23 protein-coding genes are annotated in these 20,980 nt (G+C 43.8%); 4 read left to right on the top strand and 19 right to left on the bottom strand.

Going from position 1 to position 20,980, the window contains the following annotated elements:
- Positions 1 to 24 precede the first annotated feature (24 nt).
- The 8 genes from QWY16_RS01945 to QWY16_RS01910 form a co-directional block, all read right to left on the bottom strand.
- A complete protein-coding gene (locus tag QWY16_RS01945) occupies positions 25 to 753 on the bottom strand; it encodes an amino acid ABC transporter ATP-binding protein (protein WP_300991183.1) in 729 nt (242 codons plus the stop codon).
- Positions 750 to 1,394: an amino acid ABC transporter permease gene (locus tag QWY16_RS01940; protein ID WP_300991182.1), complete on the bottom strand. Its 645-nt coding sequence runs from the start codon at positions 1,392 to 1,394 to the stop codon at positions 750 to 752. The genes QWY16_RS01945 and QWY16_RS01940 overlap by 4 nt, the downstream gene beginning before the upstream one ends.
- A gap of 189 nt (positions 1,395 to 1,583) precedes the next feature.
- Positions 1,584 to 2,369 carry a transporter substrate-binding domain-containing protein gene (locus tag QWY16_RS01935; RefSeq protein ID WP_300991181.1) on the bottom strand — a complete coding sequence of 262 codons (786 nt, stop codon included), beginning with the start codon at positions 2,367 to 2,369 and terminating at the stop codon, positions 1,584 to 1,586.
- A 116-nt stretch (positions 2,370 to 2,485) separates the two neighbouring features.
- On the bottom strand, positions 2,486 to 3,571 hold the full coding sequence (locus QWY16_RS01930; protein ID WP_300991180.1) for an AI-2E family transporter: 1,086 nt from the start codon (positions 3,569 to 3,571) through the stop codon (positions 2,486 to 2,488).
- Positions 3,572 to 3,667: 96 nt separating this feature from the next.
- Entirely contained in the window at positions 3,668 to 3,949 is a 282-nt protein-coding gene (locus tag QWY16_RS01925; protein WP_300991179.1) for a hypothetical protein, read from the bottom strand.
- Between the two features lie 99 nt (positions 3,950 to 4,048).
- Positions 4,049 to 4,561, bottom strand: coding sequence for an isoprenylcysteine carboxyl methyltransferase family protein (locus QWY16_RS01920; RefSeq protein ID WP_300991178.1), 513 nt, complete (start codon positions 4,559 to 4,561; stop codon positions 4,049 to 4,051).
- A complete protein-coding gene (locus tag QWY16_RS01915; RefSeq protein WP_300991177.1) occupies positions 4,558 to 5,628 on the bottom strand; it encodes a type III polyketide synthase in 1,071 nt (356 codons plus the stop codon). The genes QWY16_RS01920 and QWY16_RS01915 overlap by 4 nt, the downstream gene beginning before the upstream one ends.
- Positions 5,629 to 5,697: 69 nt before the next feature.
- Complete coding sequence (locus tag QWY16_RS01910; protein ID WP_300991176.1) at positions 5,698 to 6,180, bottom strand: general stress protein; 483 nt, start codon at positions 6,178 to 6,180, stop codon at positions 5,698 to 5,700.
- A gap of 126 nt (positions 6,181 to 6,306) precedes the next feature.
- Between QWY16_RS01910 and QWY16_RS01905 the strand changes: the two genes are divergently transcribed.
- Entirely contained in the window at positions 6,307 to 7,182 is an 876-nt protein-coding gene (locus QWY16_RS01905; RefSeq protein WP_300991175.1) for a glycerophosphodiester phosphodiesterase family protein, read from the top strand.
- A 1-nt stretch (position 7,183) separates the two neighbouring features.
- Here QWY16_RS01905 and QWY16_RS01900 read toward each other — a convergent pair whose 3' ends face one another.
- Positions 7,184 to 7,903, bottom strand: coding sequence for a type 1 glutamine amidotransferase domain-containing protein (locus tag QWY16_RS01900; protein ID WP_300991174.1), 720 nt, complete (start codon positions 7,901 to 7,903; stop codon positions 7,184 to 7,186).
- A 169-nt stretch (positions 7,904 to 8,072) separates the two neighbouring features.
- On the opposite strand from QWY16_RS01900, the gene QWY16_RS01895 reads away from it, so the two are divergent.
- Positions 8,073 to 9,176 carry an S-layer homology domain-containing protein gene (locus QWY16_RS01895; RefSeq protein WP_300991173.1) on the top strand — a complete coding sequence of 368 codons (1,104 nt, stop codon included), beginning with the start codon at positions 8,073 to 8,075 and terminating at the stop codon, positions 9,174 to 9,176.
- Positions 9,177 to 9,223: 47 nt separating this feature from the next.
- Here QWY16_RS01895 and QWY16_RS01890 read toward each other — a convergent pair whose 3' ends face one another.
- Both QWY16_RS01890 and QWY16_RS01885 read right to left on the bottom strand, forming a co-directional pair.
- A complete protein-coding gene (locus tag QWY16_RS01890; RefSeq protein ID WP_300991172.1) occupies positions 9,224 to 9,670 on the bottom strand; it encodes a YaiI/YqxD family protein in 447 nt (148 codons plus the stop codon).
- A complete protein-coding gene (locus QWY16_RS01885) occupies positions 9,667 to 10,242 on the bottom strand; it encodes a DUF1836 domain-containing protein (protein WP_300991171.1) in 576 nt (191 codons plus the stop codon). Before QWY16_RS01885 ends, QWY16_RS01890 begins: the two co-directional genes overlap by 4 nt.
- Before the next feature lie 139 nt (positions 10,243 to 10,381).
- On the opposite strand from QWY16_RS01885, the gene trhA reads away from it, so the two are divergent.
- The gene (trhA, locus tag QWY16_RS01880) at positions 10,382 to 11,029 is read left to right on the top strand and encodes a PAQR family membrane homeostasis protein TrhA (RefSeq protein WP_300991170.1); all 648 of its coding nucleotides are present in this window, start codon (positions 10,382 to 10,384) and stop codon (positions 11,027 to 11,029) included.
- A gap of 156 nt (positions 11,030 to 11,185) precedes the next feature.
- A complete protein-coding gene (locus tag QWY16_RS01875; protein WP_300991169.1) occupies positions 11,186 to 11,965 on the top strand; it encodes a 2-keto-4-pentenoate hydratase in 780 nt (259 codons plus the stop codon).
- A 457-nt stretch (positions 11,966 to 12,422) separates the two neighbouring features.
- Here QWY16_RS01875 and QWY16_RS01870 read toward each other — a convergent pair whose 3' ends face one another.
- The 8 genes from QWY16_RS01870 to QWY16_RS01835 all read right to left on the bottom strand — a co-directional run bounded on the left by QWY16_RS01870 (position 12,423) and on the right by QWY16_RS01835 (position 20,888).
- Entirely contained in the window at positions 12,423 to 13,598 is a 1,176-nt protein-coding gene (locus QWY16_RS01870; RefSeq protein WP_300991168.1) for an MFS transporter, read from the bottom strand.
- Between the two features lie 25 nt (positions 13,599 to 13,623).
- Positions 13,624 to 14,025: a MarR family winged helix-turn-helix transcriptional regulator gene (locus QWY16_RS01865; RefSeq protein ID WP_300991167.1), complete on the bottom strand. Its 402-nt coding sequence runs from the start codon at positions 14,023 to 14,025 to the stop codon at positions 13,624 to 13,626.
- A gap of 248 nt (positions 14,026 to 14,273) precedes the next feature.
- Positions 14,274 to 15,542, bottom strand: a complete 1,269-nt coding sequence (locus tag QWY16_RS01860; protein WP_300991166.1) for an acetyl-CoA hydrolase/transferase family protein — start codon at positions 15,540 to 15,542, stop codon at positions 14,274 to 14,276.
- A 116-nt stretch (positions 15,543 to 15,658) separates the two neighbouring features.
- Positions 15,659 to 15,871, bottom strand: coding sequence for a hypothetical protein (locus QWY16_RS01855; protein WP_300991165.1), 213 nt, complete (start codon positions 15,869 to 15,871; stop codon positions 15,659 to 15,661).
- Positions 15,872 to 15,884: 13 nt separating this feature from the next.
- Entirely contained in the window at positions 15,885 to 16,232 is a 348-nt protein-coding gene (locus QWY16_RS01850; RefSeq protein ID WP_300991164.1) for a hypothetical protein, read from the bottom strand.
- Between the two features lie 45 nt (positions 16,233 to 16,277).
- A complete protein-coding gene (locus QWY16_RS01845) occupies positions 16,278 to 16,538 on the bottom strand; it encodes a hypothetical protein (protein ID WP_300991163.1) in 261 nt (86 codons plus the stop codon).
- 94 nt (positions 16,539 to 16,632) lie between these two features.
- Positions 16,633 to 19,725, bottom strand: a complete 3,093-nt coding sequence (locus tag QWY16_RS01840) for an AAA family ATPase (RefSeq protein ID WP_300991162.1) — start codon at positions 19,723 to 19,725, stop codon at positions 16,633 to 16,635.
- On the bottom strand, positions 19,722 to 20,888 hold the full coding sequence (locus QWY16_RS01835; protein WP_300991161.1) for an exonuclease SbcCD subunit D: 1,167 nt from the start codon (positions 20,886 to 20,888) through the stop codon (positions 19,722 to 19,724). Before QWY16_RS01835 ends, QWY16_RS01840 begins: the two co-directional genes overlap by 4 nt.
- Positions 20,889 to 20,980: the final 92 nt, after the last annotated feature.

The raw sequence follows: 20,980 nt of genomic DNA, 5'->3' as shown, positions 1-20,980 counted from the left end.
TTCACTCATTCAGTTTCGCTTTTCTTATAGCACTTTACTCAAGAAAGCTTTTGTCCGTTCGTGCTGAGGATTACCAAATAATTCAGCCGGCACATTTTCTTCAACGATAAAGCCGCCATCGATGAACATGACACGGTCGCCTACTTCACGTGCAAAGCCCATTTCATGCGTCACGATGACCATCGTCATCCCTTCAATCGCAAGCTGCTTCATAACGTCCAGCACATCTCCAACCATCTCCGGGTCAAGAGCCGAAGTCGGCTCATCAAAAAGCATGATTTTTGGGTCCATTGCAAGCGCACGCGCAATCGCCACACGCTGCTTTTGGCCACCCGACAATTCTCCCGGATACGCATTCGCTTTCTCGCGCAGCCCTACTTTATCAAGCAAAGCATATGCTTTTTCAGTGACTGCCTTTTTATCGCTTTTCTTTAATTTCATCGGTGCCAGCGTAATGTTTTCCAATACACTTTTATGCGGGAATAGGTTAAATTGCTGGAACACCATGCCGACGTCTTGGCGGACTTTGTTGATGTCAACTTTCGGGTCTGTAATATCAATGTCTTCAATATACACATGGCCGCCGGTAATGTCTTCAAGGCGATTCATGCAGCGAAGGAAAGTACTTTTCCCGGAACCCGACGGACCGATTACACAAATCACTTCTTTTTCTTTGATTACCGTGCTTATATCTTTTAAAACTTCTATGGGGCCGAATGATTTTTTCAAGTTTTCTACTCTGATCATAGTCATCGCAGTACAAACTTCCTTTCTACAAAGCTCGCTAACAATGAGAGCAAGTAAATGATGATGAAGTAAATGACTCCAAGCGTTAAGTAAATCGTAAACGCTTCAAATGTCTGGCTGGCCTGGATGCGGCCTTCTTGCGTCAAATCAGCGATTCCGATGACCGACAGAAGCGACGTATCTTTCAACGAGATGATTGCTTGGTTGGTGATAGTCGGCAGCATTCGGCGGAACGCCTGCGGCAAGATGATATAACGCATATTTTGCGTAGCATTCAAACCAAGGGAACGCGCCGCTTCTGTTTGCCCTTTATCAATGGACTGGATACCTGCCCGGATAATTTCCGAGAAATAAGCTCCAGCATTGATCGCTACAGTGACAATACCCGCTGTTGTATTATCCATTGAGAAAAAGCCAAGAGAGTTCAAACCAAAATAGATGAAGAATAATTGAACGATAAATGGTGTTCCGCGGATTGCATCAACAAAAATCTTTGCAATCCAGTTTAAGATTTTAATCGGCGCTAGACGGAATAGGGCCACAATCAATCCGATAATAAAACCAAGAACAATCGCAATGGCAAAGATATAAAGAGTAACTTGCAATCCATCCATTAAAAAAGGCAGGGCATTCACAACAGTATCCATTTTCACATCTCCTTTACATACAAAGAAACTTCAATCCATAGTGGGCCTCACCACTGTGGATTGCCAGTTCATCCAATTACACTTTTACGTCCATTGGATCTTTCACTTTAACAAATGGAAAATCCAATGGCCGTTAAAGTGGAATCATAAAAAAATGCAGCGCGCTGCTGCGCGCTACATGTAAGGCGTTTATTCAGCAATATATTTACTTAGAATCTCATCGTATTCCCCGCTGTCACGCAATTCCTGCAAACCTGTATTGATTTTTTCGAGCAAGTCAGCATTTTCGCCTTTCAGCACAGCAATTCCGTACTGATCTCCAGTCAAGCGATCACCAGCTGTTTTCAAATCCAGACCACTTTGCGCGATTGCATAAGCAATTACCGGGTAATCTTCCAAAAGTACATCGGCGTTGCCATTTGAAACTTCCTGGAACATAGATGGGCTATCCTCGAATTGTGCTACTGTGTAGCCATATTTCGATTCGTTATCCATTGCGAATTTAGAGCCTGTAGTCCCACTTTTCACTGCAACAGTTTTGCCTTTCAAATCATCCAATGTCGTGATGTCGGTGTTGTCTTTGCTGACTACCAATGACAAACCTGCATCAAAATACGGATCAGAGAAATCCACTACTTTTTTGCGTTCATCTGTGATACTCATTCCTGCAATTGCTACATCCAACTGGCCAGCTTGCAATGCCGGAATGATTCCACCGAAGTCCATCGGGTTAAATTCAATTTTAAATCCTTGGCTTTCTGCAATTGCATTGATGATATCAATGTCAATTCCTGTGTACTCCCCATTTTCTTCAAACTCAAACGGCGGATACGTTGTATCAATACCGACTTTGTAAGTTTTGCTTTCACTTTCCCCACCAGATCCACTTGTATCATCAGCAGATTCATTCGATCCACATGCTGCAAGAACCAGCATTAATGACACAAGAAGAAACAATAAACTGAACTTTTTCATTTTGGTGCCCCCTTTATTCTTTTCATAAAATACTACTACATAATATATCATAAACTTTTAAGATTCAGAACCTTCCTAAGAAAATAAACTCATAGTTTTTTGATTCGTGATTCTTTTTACCCTTCTTTAGCAATTTCCCGCTTTTTTCTCAAGCGGATAAATAGGCGGAAATTATGTATCAGGGTTTTGAGGACCGCATAAAGCGGAATGGCGATTAAAATACCGACAAACCCATAAAGAGCAGCTGCAATCAGCAATAATAAGATGATGGTTAAAGGATGAATATTTAAACGGTTCCCCATGATATTAGGAGTTACTAAGTTCCCTTCCAACTGCTGCACGACCAGTAAAACCACTAATACTTTTACAGCCAAAAAAGGTTCTCCACTCATCAAGGCAACGAAAATAGCCGGAATGACGCCAATGATCGGCCCTAAAAATGGAACGATGATGAGGAACATAGCAAAAACAGCGAGCAAGAGCGCATAATCAAGGCCAATGATCAAATAGCCGATAAACATGAATACTCCTACGACCACCGCTACAGTAGCTTGGCCTAGTATATAATTTGAAAGAGTTTGATCTACATCTTTCAACAGTTTTCTGCCTTCCGGTTTGTGTTCTTCTGAAAGATATCTCATCAAATGAGGAATCAGTTTTTCATCGTCTTTTAACAGGAAAAACAAAATAAATGGCACAACAATCAAAACAACGGCTATATTCATCAAGGTTGTCAGAATCGTCATGACGTTCTCCATTAAATTGCTCGACACATTCTCTATGTATGTTACTATCCGATTTTTTATTTCATTTCCAGACAGGCCGGCAAATTCAAAATCCGACATCGCGTCTCCTGATTCTTCTGTTACTTCTTCTACGGTTTGAGGTGCCAGTTCTGCAAGACTCGCCACCTGGTCTTTTATTGTAGGGCCGAAATAATAAACCACTGCAGAAAGAGCAATAAAAACAATTGAAAACACAACTGTGATTCCAGCCACCTTTGGCATATAGCGCATTAATAAATGAAGCAATGGGCGAATTAAATAATATAAAAGTCCAGCAATCAATATAGGAGCAAAAACCGTAGCGATGATGACTTTGAATGGCCATAGTGCATAATCGATTTTGCCTAGAAAAAAGAGAATAATAACAATCAGCAAAACGGCTGTCGCATATTCAAAAAAAGGTTTTTTAATCCACATAATTTCACTTCTTTCTTTAATGGTTGCACATTTAAAAAACAACAGTAAAAAGAGCAGAAGCAAAATCGTACCAGCTTCCGCTCTTTTGTCAGATCATTATTTTTCTTCTTCCAGTTCTTTCATTTCTCTATGCGTTTGTGGGAAAGCATTGGCTTGCCATTCATCGCGATAAGCCGAATCCAGTTGTGTAAGCCCTTTTTCAGCGGGGTCTACATCAGCTTCCACACTTTCACGCTGATCAACTTTTAGGCTATGTCTCATGTCTACGTCGGCAGCCACTGATACGGTATTTTTTTCTTGATAAGCACGGTACACGAAGATTCCCGCTGCTGCAGCAAGTGCGCTTCCTATTACTGTGTTCATTGTTGATTTTTTCATCAAAATCCCTCCAAATAGAAACATGATAGATACGTATACTCTTCTGTATACCCTATAACTTACTTTTTAACTACAAAGTCAAAAAAAAATTGCTTTTATTTAATCTTCCAATTCCTGTAAAGCTTTTTCTTCAGCAGGAATTCGGACAAAAAGCAGCAGAAAAGCATTCGCAATTGAAAAGACGACAGCTGTACGCCAGGCTCCGAATATGAGTGGAAGGGCTGCAATCTCCAACGAAACAACAATATAATTGGGGTGAGGGAGCCATCGGTATGGCCCCTTTTTCACTTTTTCCGCTCCAGGCAGCACAATGATTTTGGTATTCCAGAAACGGCCCAATGATGCCAATGCCCATATCCGGAGAATTTGGGCGATGATCAAGATTACTAGAAATGCAGCCCAAGCTTTTCCAAGCCCTTTTTGTATAAATAGCACTTCAGCTATAAGCGAAACAAAGAACAAGACATGGAGCAACACAATCCACTTGTAATGGTCCGCACCGGCTTCTATCGCACCCTGACTTTTCATCGTCCGCTCATTGGATTTGGCATACATCACTTCAAGCAGCCGCTGCACGATAACAAATCCGACTAATAGGTAGAAAAATGTCATGAGCCGGCTTCTCCCCATTCCAGCCAAAGCATTTCGGAACTGAACCCGGGACCAAGCGCTGTCAAAAGCCCTTCTTCCCCGCTCTTCGGATTTTTCTCCATAAAATCTTTCAACACAAACAACACAGTCGGCGAGGACATATTTCCATACTGTGCCAGGACGTTTCTGGAGATGTCCGTTTTTTCTTTGGCAATGCCGAGTGATTTTTCATAGGCTGCCAGTACTTTTTTGCCGCCTGGATGAGCCACAAAATGCATGATGTCAGCAGACGTTTTCCCGATCTTATTCAAAAATAGATCCACGTTCGGCTTCAGCCAGTTTTCGATGATTTTTGGGATATCCCGGGAAAATACCACATGCAGCCCTTCATCTTTGACGTCCCAGCCCATGACATCTTCAGAATCCCGCATTAACGTCGATTGGGTTTCTCTAATAAAGAAACCAGACCCTGCTGTCCGATCATTTTTTCCTGTCACCAAAGCACAAGCTGCACCGTCAGCGAACAAGGAAGTAGCGATTAAATTGCTTTTGGATGTGTTGGAGCGCTGGAACGTCAAGCTGCATAGTTCCAAGCACAGCACAAGCACTTTGGCATCTGGATAAGCCGTGCAATAATCGTGGGCCCGGCTCATGCCGGAAGCTCCTCCTGCACATCCCAAGCCCCATAACGGAAGGCGTTTAATATGAGACGGCAAGTGCAATTCGTTCATGATACGGGCATCGATGGTTGGAGTGGACATGCCGGAGCTGGAGACGAAAACAAAAGCGTCGATTTCCCCTTTATCCACTCCTGCTTCTTCAAGGCAGCGCTTTACTGCATTGCTGCCCATTCGCACGGCTTGTTCTATATACAGCAGATTTTTCTCTTCAAGTCCGCGTTCCCGTTCAAACCATTCGAGTGGAGCCGCAAAATAGCGCCCTTCAATTTGCCCATTGCCAAATACTCGCAGCAACCTTTCAATATCGTCATAATGCCCTCCGAATAAATTCCTGACGACGCTAACGATTTCTTTTTGATCTACATAGTATGGAGCGTTTTCTGTCACCACTTTCCGAATAAACGACATATTCTTTCCCCCTTTTTAAGTTTTTGTCAAAAAAACCACCCTTTTCAGAGGATGGCTTACTTTCATATACTATAAAACACTTCTATTCGCTCGGCCCAGGGTATCTTTGTCCCTGTCATTGTCATCATCCAGCAGCACTAAGATTTTGCCTTTATTGAAATGGGTTTCATATGCTTTAGCTTCTTCTTCGGGAACCCCCATGCCGATCAAAGCGCCCGTGAGTCCGCCAATGCCAGCACCTGCAGCAGCTCCAGTTAACCCTGCCGCAATTGGTCCTGCCGCTATGATTGGACCAATCCCCGGAATTGCCAGCGCACCGATTCCTGCCAGCACTCCTCCTAAGCCGCCAAGTGCACCACCCGTTAAAATACCGGTTGCTGCGCCTTCTCCAGCATGAGTTCCTGTTTCTTCAATGACTGTTTCGGTTTCTCCCTTGCTTTTGCTAAGCACTGAAATGTCTTCAGGCCGGTAACCTTGCAACTTCAATTCTTCTATTGCATTAATTGCTTCTTTCTCATTGTCGTAATATCCTATCACCGATCTTTGAGCCATTTCAAAACTCCTCCTAAAAAGTAGTAATTAATTGAAAATACCCTGTTATTATTTGGGTTAAACGTTGTGATTAAGGGGTATTGGAAAAGATTGTGTTATTAGATTCTTCTATTGGAGGGGTGGCTAATGAGTGAAAGAGGGAAAACATCGGCCTTAACCTTTGACAATTACTCGGAATTTTTAGCGGCACTGCAGCAAAAACAGCATCCTTTTTTCGCTGCAGCTCACCGCGGCCTCTGGGGAACTGTTCCTGAAAATTCGTTGAGCGCTTTTCAACAATGTCTGGACCAACGGATTTATTTGATTGAACTGGACCTTCAACAAACAAAAGATGGCAATTTAATAGTGATGCATGATTCTACCGTTGACCGAATGACTAGTGGCAAAGGAAAGATTGCAGAGCTGACTGTGTCTCAAATCCGTTCGCTGACCTTAAAAGAAAAGAATGGTGGAAGACAGGCCAAGCTTACAGATGAATTAGTTCCTACTCTTCGGGAAGTGCTTTCCCTGGTCAAAGGAAAAGCCATGATCAACGCAGATAAAGCATGGCTTTTCCGCGAGAAACTATATGGCTTGCTGGAAGAATTGGATGCTTTTGACCACGTTTTATGGAAAAGCGATGAACCAGTTGAAAAAGTCCGGAATTTTTTCCATTCCAAAAAGAAGCCTTTGTATTATATGCATAAAGTTCAGGACAGCAGCTTGAATCAGCTCGATGAATTGCTCAGCTGTGTTTCTCCAATCGCCATTGAAATCCTTTTTTACAGCGAATCGGATAAAGTCGTTTCCAAGCCAGTCATGCAACAAATGCGAAGCCAGGCAAATGTTTGGAGCAATTCCCTGGATAATGCTGAAAATGCAGGTCATTGTGATTCTGTCTCCCGCACCGATCCTGATAAAGGATGGGGATGGCTGGCAGATAAGGGCTTTAACATTATCCAGACAGATTTCCCCCTGGAAGCCCTACAATATATGCAGCAGCGAAAAAAAGATGGAAGCTGAATTACGCTTCCATCTTGTAATGATATTCTTTTTCTTCCTGCTGCCGGCATTGTTCAATCACTTTCAACGCAACTCCTCTTGCTGATGCTGGATTTTGGCCTGTAATCAGGCGCCCTGACAGAATGACGCAAGAAGTAAACGGCAGTGCCGCTTGTTTAAAGAGCGTTCCCCGTTCCCTCAAGCTATCTTCCAGTGAATACGGAATATCCTTATAGAGTCCCATGATCTTTTCTTCCTGATTCGAGAAACCGGTCACCACATGCCCCGACAATAGATAACGTCCATCAGACAGCTGAACATTCAGCAAGCCGCATGGCCCATGGCAGACCGCGGAAACAATGCCCCCTTTTTCGTAAATTGTTTTTGTCAGTTCCTGCAATTGTTTATTGTCCAGGAAATCCCACATGGTTCCATGCCCGCCAGCAAAGTATATGGCAGCGTAATCCGTTCCGTCCACTTGGTCTGGTGTAAGCGGATGCCTAATTTGATCCATCAGCTCATCATTCATGTAGTAGGCCCGCGTCTTTTTATTGGTCAGCACTTCCAGCAAACTTCTCGGATCTAGAGGTACCCGCTGTGGGGAAGTGCTGATAATGTCTACCTCAAATAACTCTCTTACTTCATGGTAAAAGTCCGTTAATTCTCTTAGCCAAAGTCCCGTTTTCTTTCCTCTTCTGCCTAGAGCGGAATGATTGGTGACGACAATCAGAATTTTATCCATAAGGTTCTCCTTCCTTGGATCAATCTCTTTATCCTTGGTATTCCCCTACCCTCTAAAAATATTCATCAAAGGCATCTTAAATTCATATTATTGTTGTCAGAAAAAACAGTTTTTTATTTATCTGTTCTCGATTTTGTGGTAAGATCGACTTAACTAGGGAGGGATAAAAATGAAATCGATTTTGTCTCTAGCAGCAGCGTTCATCCTTATATTTACTGCTTTTTCTGCTCCCGTAAAAGCTGTTGTGACTTTTGATGACCTTTTCGCAAACGACCCATTTGCCCCTGAGATTATTTACTTGCATCAAGAAGGGATTGTGTCCGGTTATCCGGACGGAACTTTCCGCCCCAATAAACCGGTTTCCCGTGCTGATGCCATGATCATGATCGGACGCGCCCTTGAACTTGACGGCACCAAGCGTGCCACGCCTTACAAAGATGTACCTGCCAGCCATCCCGCTTCAGGCTATATCGCTTCAGCGGCAGCGGAAGGAATCCTGCTGGGTTACAAAGACCGGACGTTCCGTCCGGGACAGTTCATCACCCGAGGTGACACTGCTGTCATTCTGGACCGGGCCTTTGATTTTCCTGAAGCGCCAGGCGCAAAATACAAAGATGTGAAGCCAGGCTCGTATTCTTTTGATGCCGTGTCCCGCGCTTCCTATCAAGGTGTGATCCGAGGTTACCGGGACAATACGTTCCGTCTGCATCCGCGGGTGACCCGCGCCGAATTCTCGGCATTCCTGGCACGGGCCGTTGAACCGTCTTTCATCCCTGACAAACGCGCCTTGCTTGAAACCGCCAATGACATTTTAGTGGATTTGAAAGAGAAGGACTTTGCAGCGGTTTCCAAGTATGTCAGCAATCAAAAAGGCTTGACGTTCTGTCCGTATAGCGGCGGTTGCCTTAATGACGGAGGAGTAACCTTCACTAAAGCCCAATTGCAAGGATTCATGGAAAGCAAAAAAGTCTATGAATGGGGCCATCAGGATGGCAGCGGCTTTCCGATCAAGTTGACACCAGCCGGCTATTATGACGAGTACTTGATGAATGCCTCTTATGAAGAAAAAGAACGATTCGGACGCACCAAACAGCCAATGACACGTGATCAAATCAGAGAACGTTTCCCAAATGGCCAGATTGTGGAATTTTATTATCCAGGAACTGAGCAGTATGACCATATGGATTGGCAGAACCTCAACATGGTTTTTGAGAAAGGCAGCAATGGAAAGTGGGTATTAATTGCTTTGGTTAACAACCGCTGGACAATTTAATAATTGGCAGAAAAATGGACCCGGCAATTTCAAACCGGGTCCATTTTTCATTGAGCTATTAACTTACTCAATAACATAAGCAAGCTCTCTTCAAACTTTTCATTGTCTTCTTGTCTGCGTTTTTTAGGGCCTTTCGTGCGCCCTCCGCTTTGCCGGACTTTTTTAGAAATGTGGCGGCTATAAAGCAGTTGATCGATGTTCTCTTCGGAATAGACACGGCCATTCTGATCAATCGGAAAGCCCCGTTTAGCAAGCACCATAGCAGCAAGTCCGTAATCCTGGGTTACTACAACGTCCCCTTTATCGACCCGATTCACCAGCACGAAGTCTACTGCGTCCGCTCCTTTTGAGACAATGATGGTTTCCGCTCCCGGCCGCTGCATATTATGGGTTGTATCGCACAGCAGCAAAACAGGAAGCTGAAATTGATTGGCAATTGAAATTGTCAAATCCACTACTGGACAGCCATCTGCATCTATCAGCACTTTCGTCATTCAGCTTTCCCCCGCTCTTTCATATCATCCACCAGTTTTTCAGCAGCCCTTCGGTAAAGATTGCTGGTATGCACCAATGAAGCAATCAGCAAAACTTGTTCAAGTTCTTGCGCATCATCTGCATTCGGCACTTGTTGCCCAACCCGCTTGCTCTGTTCTTTCAGTCCTTCTGTAAAAATAGTAATATTTCCTTGCTGGAGCTTCAAATAGCTTTCATAGAAACTTTCTAAATTTAAATCTTGCTGCAAGGCTTTTTTATTGAGGCCATCCAGCACCTGTTTCACATCGTTGATGGATAAAGCGCTTTTCATCTGATAAATCAGACTAATCAACATAATATGATTACGTGTATACTTTTTATTTTGGACAGGATAAAAGAGCTTGCCTTTTGCATAATTGTTAATCATGGTTTTCGTCAAAATCTTCTCATCTTCGTTTCTCTTCGCATCAGCAAAGCTGGTTTCAAACAGTTGAATGATTTGGTCGATATACAAGTCGATTTTCGGTATATCTTCCAGCAACACTCCACTTTGGAGGCCTAAATTTTTAATAAGCTGTTCTGCGTCTTCCATGGCTTTCACCTTCAATGCCTTATTTGATACTGTTAATTTTACCTCACTATTGAATATTCTCCAAGCTTGACCACCAAATAAAACAAGAGTATCATCTTATGTAGTTTCAATAACTAGATAGAAAGAGGTGTACGTTCCAATGACTGCTTACATAAGAGAACCTTTTAATGCGCTGTCCCATTTGGCAGGAGCCATTTTATCCTTTATTGCATTGCTCGCCATGGTCATCAAAGCCGCCTATGCTGATGCACCGCCACTTCATCTTGCTTCAGTCATTATTTTTGGCGTCAGCTTGATTTGCCTGTATTCGGCTTCTGCCATTTACCATACGGCAATAGCCGATCCGCGTTTAATTGCTTTTTTAAGAAAACTCGACCATTCCATGATTTTTGCTTTGATTGCGGGCTCCTACGCCCCTTTTTGCCTGATTGCGCTTGAAGGTCCGCTCGGCTGGTCGTTGTTTGGTTTTGTGGCGGCTATTGGCTTGAGTGGCATTTTCTTTAAAATGGTATGGTTCCATTCGCCGCGCTGGCTTTCCACAGCCTTATATATCGCCATGGGCTGGATTATTATTTTCGCCGTTGTTCCGCTTGCTGACAGTTTGCCTCTTCCAGGATTGATGTTGCTGATTGTAGGTGGTCTTTTGTACACAGTCGGCGGCATCATTTATGGTTTAAAACCTGGCTTCCTATCTTCAAAGTATTTAGGTTTCCATGAAATATTCCATATTTTCATCTTGCTTGGCAGCCTATGCCATTTCTTATCTGTTTTTCTTTACGTATTATAACGAACAAATCCGTTGTCTTTTAAAGGCAACGGATTTTTTTTTTTTAAGGAAGTTGGTTTTATATACTGATCTTGAGCTATTCCCAACTAATATCTATTTCAAAATAACAATTCAAATGGTATGATTATTCAAAAGATTCGAAAGGAGATATCCAATATGGAATCCATTGACTTCAACAGCCAGAAAATGGCCGATATTCTTTACGACGCTTATTTACATAATAAACAAATCGCAAAAGAGCTGATTCCCGCTTTTTTGAAAAAAGACGATGCTTACAAACTTCAGCACATGTTGACAGCTAAAAAAGCAGTCGAAGCCGATGAACAGCTGGCGGGCTATAAAATTAGTTTAACCAGCCCCGAAACTCAAAAATTATTTGGTTCAGAGACACCTTTATACGGTGCCTTGACCACTTCAGCATTAAGCGGCGGAACCGTTAGCCTGGAAGCGATGTCTTCTCCTTTAATCGAGATTGAATTGATTTTTCTTATTAAAGAAGGTTTATCCGTGGAAGACGATGTTCAAACTATTCTAGAGAAAACACTAGTTGCTCCTGGCATCGAAGTGCCCGACTCCCGTTTCGAGGACTGGTTCCCTAAAATCACTCTAGGGCAAGTTATCGCAGACAGTGCAGTAGCTGGAAAGATTATTGCCGGAAAACCAGTAGAAGGTTTGACGTACGAACAATTAACAGATCTCAAAGGAACCTTGCGCTTTAACGGGGAAGAAATCGCATCTGCTAATTCTTCAGCGGTCCTGGACCATCCCGTAAATGCTGTAAAATGGCTCATAACTGAATTGGAGGGACATGGCTTGAAGCTTGAAAAAGGCATGTCTGTTTCATCCGGCACTTTCATTCTTCCTCATAAATTGGAAAAAGGCGTCTACACTGCCAGCTATGAAGGCATTGGAGAAGTCACATTAAATGTTATTTAATAAAAAACAGCCATCCCGATACGCGGGATGCCTGTTTTTGATTTTAAGAAAGTATAAAATTTAAAGCTTCTTAAGCACTAGACGCTTGGTTTTTTGCGCTGCCTAGCTCCAACGGCTAGGTTCTCAGGTCATAAGTCAATCCAGCTGTGTGGCAAAGAACGCCACTTCGCGGGTCCGCCTAAACCCCTTATTGCTCCTGTCTCTGCATCGCTGCGCTAGCTTCGAGACATGAAAGTGCGTTGCAGCACTTCGTGCTTCGTCGCAAAGAGACGGCCCAAACTGCTTTTGGTCCATCTCTTGCCTGTCGAACCTGAACAGCCGTTTCCGCTTTTTAAGCTGTCTAGCTGCAGCACCCAGATTCTAGGGTCATAAGCCACTTCGACTGTGCGGCTGAAAACATGCCGCTTCGCCGAATCGTCTTATGCCCGTCGAATCTACACGGGTGCTTCCGCTTTTCTTAGCTGGCTGCAGTTTTTTGCTTTTTCATGATCCACATATAGTAGAAGACGGTGCATAAAACAAAAACAGACAGTATTAAGTATAAATTCGAATAGCCGAATGCTGCGACAATGATTCCGAGCGAAATGGAACCGATGGCAATTCCGAAATCGTATAAAGCAAAAAACGTACCTGTCGCATAACCGCTCCGGTGTTTGTCGGCTGCTTGAATGGCCAGCGTCTGAAAGCTTGGCAGCAATGTGCCGTAACCAATTCCGACTAAGGCACCGGATAGCAGGAACATCCATGCAGATTCGGTTTGGCTAAGCGCAAACAGGCCAACGGCAAACATGATCAGAGAAGGGATTATCACAATATTGGGTCCTACCGAATCGAAAAGCCGACCGCTAAAAGGTCTGACTAACAGCATAGCCACTGCGTATACCACAAAGAAAAAGCTGGCCGTTTCGATCAAGCCCAACGATGCTGCATATACTGAGATGAATGAGATGATACTGGCATAGGCAAATGAAGCAAAAAAGCTGACGCTTGCAATGGGCACTGCTTTTTTCTCTACAAAATCATTGAATCCCAGTTTGCGCTTTTCTTCTTTGGCTGCTATCGGAGTTTCGTCTACCTTAACCCATAAAGCACAGAAGAACCCGATGGCCATAATGACCCCGAGAACAGCAAAAATGCTTCGTGCAGCCATAAAGGGCTGTAAAGTTAACGCGATAAAAGGCCCCGCTACAATAGCCAGGTTCATAGCGATCCCATAATAGCCCAGCCCTTCGCCACGGCGTTCCGGCGGTACGATATCCGCTGCAATCGCACCGGCAACTGTAGTTACTAAGCCAAACCAGATGCCATGGAAAAAACGCAGAAACAATAGAGCTGTGAACCCTCCTATGAAAACGTAGAGAATGGTGCTGATGGTGAACATCAGTACGCTGATAACCAAAATCTTTTTCTTTCCGTATTTCTCCAAAATCAAACCTGCAAAAAAGCGCATGATAATAGCTGAGATCAAGAAAGCTGATACAGCTAAGCCTCCTTGTGTTGCAGTGCCTTCCATGTCAGTCAGAACATAAATGGGGATAAACGTTAATAAAGCATAAAATACAATAAAAATAAAAAACGTACTTATTGATATATTGATAAAACTTTTTGTCCAAATAGGTCTTCTTTCAGTCATTCGTTACATCCTTTTCTACTGACACTTATTTCTTTATTTTTTTAAGCAATTCAATCAGAAGCTTCTGCTCATCTTCCGATAAAGAAGAAACCAGGTTCTCTTCCACTTCTAAAACCCGCTTTTCGATTTTCGGGACAACTTTCTCTGCCCGTGCGGACAATTGAACGATGCGTTCCCGCTTATCTGTTCCTTCTTTCCGGATAACCCATCCACTTTCTTCCAGCCTCGTTAAAGTTCTCGTAACCGTGGGAGCTTCTACATTCAAATACTGCCAGATTTCTTTTTGCGTCATAGAACTGAATTGCTTTAAGCAAAAAAGAATCGACCACTGGGAACTATACAAATCAAATTCTTTCAACGCCTCATTTACTTCTTTAACTGACAATCGTGACTGCTGATGAATTTCATGGAACAGTAAATTCTGCATAAGCATCCCCTTTAAATTACTTACTTAGGTAAGTATATATGATTTATTGTCCTTAGTAAAGAAGCCTGCCTAGTTGTTCATATGAAAAAGGGCTGTCCAATAAGTCTGTTATTAGACTTATTGGACAGCCCCTTGCTTCTAATAAAGCGTAAGTTAATACTATTGCTCCTGTTTCTGCATCGCTTCGCTAGCTTCGTCGCAAAGGAGTTGTCCCAAATTACTTTTGGAACAACTCCTTTTTTGTTCTATTAAATTATAATACCGTTCTTTTTCGCATCAAACAGCAGCTCTTCTCGGAAATTTGGATGGGCGATGGCAATCAGCCGTTTAGCCCGTTCTGATATGGACACACCATGGAGACGTGCGATGCCGTATTCCGTTACAATGCTGTCAACGTCATTTTTTCCGGTCGTCACTACTGATCCCGGTGCGAGTTGCAATTTTATCCGTGAAATGGTTTCGTTTTTAGCAGTGGACTGCATGCAGATATAACCTTTTCCGTTTTCCGCAAACCGTACACCCCGTGCAAAATCGATTTGGCCACCGCTTGAAGAATAGTATTTTCCGCCTACGGTTTCGGAAGCGCATTGCCCAAACAAATCCACTTCAGTCGTCGCATTAATGGAAACGATATTTTTTTCTTTAGCAATTTCACGCGGATCATTCACAATGCTCACCGGCAGGAATTCGACTACCGGGTTGTTGTCGATAAAGTCGTATAATTTCTTTGATCCATACGCGAACGTCGCCACAATTTTTCCCGGGTTCGTGAACTTCCGAGTACCATCGACTGCTCCCGCTTTAACAAGATCTACGATGCCGTCCGGAAGCATTTCCGTATGGATGCCGAGATGGCGATGGTCCTTCAACATCGAGATGACTGCATTTGGCACAGAACCGATTCCAATTTGCAGCGTATCGCCGTCTTTAATGTCTTCGATGACGGAGGCAGCGATCAATAAATCTTTATCACTCACCGCAGCCGTTTGTTCTTCAGTCAATGGCGCATTATGTTCCACAAAGCCGGCAATTTGGCTGATGTGGATTTGATTGCGTCCGTAAGTCCTTGGCATTTGATCATTGACCTCCAAGATAAATGGCACTTTGCCGACAAACTCTGAGACGTAGTCCGCTTGTGTACCGAATGTAAAGTAGCCATGCTCATCCATTGGAGAAGCTACCGTCATAATCATCGACATTTTTGTCACTTTCTGAAGCATGCGCGGAACTTCATGGAAATTATTGGGAACAAGCTCCATTTTCGCTTGCTGATAGACTTTTCGGGTTGCGCCGCTCAGAAAATAGGAAACGTGCTTAAGCTGCTCGTATTCACCTTGGATATATGGGCGGCTACGCAGAGCCAGCATCTGATGAATTTTCACGCCCTGTAATTTGTCCACGTTTTCTTCCAATATATCTAGCAGACGGACCGGTTCGCCATTTGCGATGGGAATAATAATGTCCGCCTCTTGATCAATCAATCCAATTACTTCTTGAGGATTCAGCAATTTCGTCATATCATTTTCACTCCTGATTTTGAAATCTTCTTAAACTTTACCATAGCTTTTCCAAATTTCCCACGAATCCAAAGTATCCACTTTATTCCGTTTTTTCTGCAAAATAAAAAAGGCCGTCACTTTGGATGACGGTCCTTTTTGGCCACACTATAAACGATTCCGGCTATCCCAAAGACAACCATTATTCCCCATAAAATCAGCAAGACGACCGAGCCGGTTCCTCCTGGACCATTCAGATGCGCATATAATTGCAGAGCGAAAAATGCCAAACTGACAAAAGCGATTACTCCGAAATAAATCATCCGTGTTTTAAAAGAAAAATTTTTCATATTCTTGGCTCCTTTAATTTCGTTCTTCTGACTCCAGATGAACTTTTGTCCATACCAATGTAAACAGCAATATCAATTCAAAAGCATTCGTTACAGCTGAGCTGTCTACTGGAATCGGCACAGCACTGCCTATTGTCATAAGACCCGCGCCGATCAGCATCCATTGACATCCAGCTTTTTTCCATAACAGAATTCCTGCTGCAATCAATACTACTGTAACCAGCAAAATCATAGTCGGCGGACCTTCGGCTGGTTCAGCCGATGCGTATCGCAGTACACCATACTGCTGCTCGGCTTCCAGTTCCAGGCCCCAAGCTTCAAGGGTAACCTCGATTATAATCAGCGCTACCGTGTAAATCACGGCAGCTGCAAAAACTGCTTTTTTCTTTACCCAGCCAATTCCAGCCTAATTTAATGCTCCCCATGAAAACAGCACAAGCGTCGGAGTCAAAAAAGCATGGCTCCAAAAGCGCAGTAAATTCAAGTTTTCAAGCAATGGCCCTTCCCCGATAAACTTGCCAATCGCGATAATGCCATTGTCATAAATTAGGCCGAACAGCACCAGGTATATAAAGGCCATAAAATTCCTAGATTGCTGCTTTGCAAATGCCCACACCAGAATCAATGTATAGGCTGCTGTAAATCCAAAATAAAGAAGCGTATCCACCCACATCTTCCTTCCGAAAATTCCCTGTTATTGTTACCATTCACCATTCAATGGCTCTTTAAACAAAGGAAGAAGAGATGATAACTTCATTTTGTTATTTAAGCAGGAATTTTGTCTGGCTAAAGCCTTCTTTCGATTTTCTCACTTCCAAAATGGCTGGTATCGCCGCTTTCAACTCCTGGACATGCGAAATGACCCCGATCATGCGTCCTGACTTCTGCAAGTCAATCAGCGTGTCAATTGATTTATTCAATGATTCCTCGTCAAGCGAGCCGAACCCTTCATCAATGAACATGGTATCGATCGCCACATTGCCTTGGAAACTTTGGATTACATCAGCCATGCCCAGTGCCAAACACAGCGATGCATTAAACTTCTCGCCGCCCGATAAGGTTTTCACATCGCGCGTCTGTCCGGTATAGGCGTCATATACATCCAGGCCAAGGCCGCTTTGCTTGCCGCGGGCTTCTTGGCGGTCGCTGCGAATCAAATAGAATTGGCCGTTCGACAGATTTTTCAGCCGTTCGTTCGCTGACTCGATAATCTGTTCCAGGTATTCAATCTGCAAATACCGTTCGAACGAAATCCGCATGCCATTTTGTCCGCGGATCATATCGTGCAAGTCCGCAATGCGGTTGAATTGCTGTTCAGCCTGTTCTGCTTTTTCATGGGCTTCTGCAATGTTTTCTGCCAAACTGAGTGCTGAAACTCTGTAATCTTTCGACTGGTTCCAAATTGTCAGTGCCGCTTCGTACTCTGTTTTCAATTGGCTAAGTTCAGCTTCAAGCAGGCTCAAATCGGATTTTGCCCGTCCAGAAAGCATTTCCTGCAATTCTTTTACTTGTTGCGTTAATGTATGGAGGTTTTGCTTAAAGTTCTGAATTGATGCCTTTAAAGAGTTCCGTCCTGATTCTGAAAGTTTGGCTTGCTGATAGAACTGCTCCGAATCGAAGCCGGATTTTTGCAGTGCTTCTTCAAATTGCTGACCGGCATTGCTAGTTTTCTGCAGACTTTCTGCAGCAGCATTTCGCGCGTGCCGTACACTTACCGTTGCAGAGGTAAACTGTTCTTTCGCTTCTTGAAGACCTTGCTGAACTTTCCGCCAAAGGCTTTCAAGCTGTCCTTTATTCGCGATAGCCTGGCTAATTTTTTCCTGCAGTACAGACAGTATCCGAACTTCTTCCGGAATGGTCCGCAATCCCTGCTCGAAAACCGCTTTTGCTGTCTCGAATGCCGCCTGCTGTTTTTGCACATTTTCAGTAAGCAAGTTTTTCTCAACTTCCAGCTTTTCAGCTTGTGCTGTTTGGCTGGCAAAGTTCTCTTTTAAGGCACGCAAGTTCTTCTTGTCTGCCAGCAGCAGGGCCACTTCCCGTTCCAACAAACTTCTCTCTTGTTCCGTTTTCGGATAATCAGCGGATGCCGAAAACGGATCTAAACCAATTTTTTTCGCTTCTTCTTTTTTCTGCTCAAGCTGCTCAGCCAAAGCATTCAATTTCGCCAAGGCATCCCGGTATTTGCCGTCCACTATATCCTTTGCGGCTTTTGCGCGGTCCAATTCTTCTTTTGAAACTGCTATGTGATGTGCGCCACCGGCCTTGTCTGGATGGTCGAGGCTGCCGCATACCGGACAAGCATCTCCATGATCAAGAGCAGCAGCCAACACCTGCGCTTGGTTGGCGAACCAGGCGGATTCAAGGTGGATATACTCTTTTGCCGCTTCTTGGTACGCAGTTTCTTTCCCTTGATGCTCTTCTTGCTGCTGCAGCCAATTCTTCTCAACAGTGAGCAGTTCCTTCAGTACACGGCATTGTTCATTCAGGGCAGTAAGCCTTAGGTTCTTGTCATCAAAGGTTTCGAGCTTTTGATCAAAAGCTGCCATCTTTTCGGCCAGTGACTTGCAAGCCTCTCTTTCAGCATGCCATTGGTTTTGCATGGCCAGAAGTTTTCTTTCAGATTTTTGGGCCGCAAGTTGAAGTTGTTGCAGCTGCGCCTTTTTTCCATCCAATTCCTGTACAGCCGGCAATAATTTCTCGAACTCGATCACTTGCTGGCGAACTTGCTGGCGTTCAACTTCTCGTTTTTCTTCTATTTCAAAAGCAGCTTCTGCTTGCGCTAAGTTCTCTTGTGCCATTTGTTCACTTTTCAGTGCATTCTCCAATAAAAGTTGTTTCTGCGCTGCTTCTTTTTCCAGCTCTTTATATAAGTTTTCTATTCCTTCAATAAAACTCGCCCGTTCAGCGTTTTGCAGGTGCCGTTCTTGGTCGGCAATTGCCGGCAGCTGTTCTTTCGCTTTTTCGAGGCGCTGCGTTTTTTCTTTCAGCTCACTAAAGCGGTCATTCCATTTTTTCACTTCGTGGAAAGCATTCAGTTTCTCATCATGCTTTTTATAGGCGCTTAAATAATATTGTTCGTCTTGAAGCACCTTTTCCTGATAAAAGGCTGACTCGCTTTGAAGTCCTGCCAGCACTTGATTAACGTTGTAATGTTCGCGGCTCAACAGCTCGAACAGCTCAGAATCACGTTCAGTCAACTGCCCTTTGATGCGGCCTACGTGCCCCGCCAAAACTTGTTCTTCCAGTTGAAGGGCTTTGGATGCCCCATCTCTTTTTTGCTTTAATCGTTCCGTGATCATTTTATAAGGCTCAGTTTTAAAGATTTTCCGCAGAATTTCTTCCTTATTATCTGTCTCAGAAGTCAGCAGTTTACGGAATTCGCCTTGCGGCAGCATCACAATTTGGCTAAACTGATTTTGCGTCAGCCCAATGATTTCTTCGACTTTCCGGTTGATTTCCGATACGATCTGCCGTTCTACGCATGGGATTTCCCCGGTTTCCGTCATCTCGAAAAATTCATAGCGCTCACCTGTCGCACTTTTGTTCCCTGCTTTGACATGGCTCATCTGGCGCAGAATCCGGTAAGTTTTTTTATGTATTTCGAATTCCATTTCAACACAGGTATGAGTTCCATCTTCCGCGAAATCACTTCTTAAATGGCGCGTTTCAGCACGGTCTGAACCGCTGGCAGCACCGTACAAAGCAAAACAGATGCCATCAAAAATCGTTGTTTTCCCCGAACCTGTACTGCCGGAAATGACAAACAGCTGATTGCCTTTTAAATCAGCGAAATCAATTGTTTCAGTGTGCTTATAAGGTCCAAATGCAGTCAACTTCAATTTTAAGGGTCTCATTGTTTTACCCCTTCTTTCTCGTCAGTTTCTTCGCGCAAAAACTCCTGAAGCACTTCTTTGAAAATCACTTCAGTTTCTTCCGTCGCTTTTTCTCCTTTGACTTCTTCGTAAAAAGCATTGAATAAAACCATCGGATCCATTTCGCGGCGTGATTCCACACCGCCTCTGCCAGTTGTCCGGCCAAAGCTTTTTCGTTCAACATGCATCGCATTCGGATAAACCGACCGGATCTTTTCTATTGGATACAAAATCGGCGTTTCATCGAGCAGCTTCACAAATACATAATCTTCATTGGTCTCATGGCTCAGAATATCTTCCATAAACCCTTCCACTGTCCGCATGTCCCGATTTGGATTAAGCAATTGCTTTTCAACGGCGACTTTGCCGCTGCCATCCATTTCAACGATAAGAAATCCTTTTTGATGCCGCTCTTCTGAAATTGAATACTTCAATGGTGAGCCTGCATAGCGGATGGTTTCATTCAGCACATGATGCGCTTGGTGCAAATGTCCGAGCGCCGTGTAATGGAATCCCATGAAATGGCCGGCATCGACATGTTCCACTCCACCAATCGACAACGGGCGCTCCGAATCGCTGGTATTTTCCTGCTGTTCTCCGTGAGGCGTCACAAATGCATGTCCTACTGCAATATGGCGTGCTTCAGGATTCAGTCTTTGCTTTATATTTTCTACGATGGCTTCTGCCGCATCGTTATGTGATTTAATGTCCGGAAGGCCAAGCGTATGGCGGACTTGAGATGGATCTGCATAAGGAATCAAATGAATATGCACTTCCCCAAATTCATCGGCCAATACGATCGGTTCATGCTCTTTTTGGAAATGGCCGGCGATATGGATGCCGTTCATCTTCATGACCCGACTTCCAAAATTCAAACGTCCGGGGCTATCATGGTTTCCGGCTACAGCAAATACAGGTGTCTTCAGTTCCAAAACAATTTTCGCCAGTACTTCATCCAGCAGATTGACAGCTTCCGTCGGCGGAACTGCCCGGTCATATAAATCTCCCGCAATGATCACTGCGTCGGGCCGCTGTTCTTCAATCGCGGCGATAAACTGATTTAAAACAAAGCGCTGTTCTTCTGTCATATAAACGCCTTGGACAAGTTTGCCTAAATGCCAGTCAGCGGTATGGAAAAATTTCATGGTCATGCCCCTTTCTTCATTGAAAAGAATATATGTTCGTTCCATTATACATGAAAACGATTTGCTTGTTTTCTACAATTTTTAGGATTATA

Source organism: Planococcus shenhongbingii (assembly GCF_030413635.1).
Classification (GTDB): domain Bacteria; phylum Bacillota; class Bacilli; order Bacillales_A; family Planococcaceae; genus Planococcus; species Planococcus shenhongbingii.
This window is presented reverse-complemented; position numbering and strand designations above follow the sequence as displayed.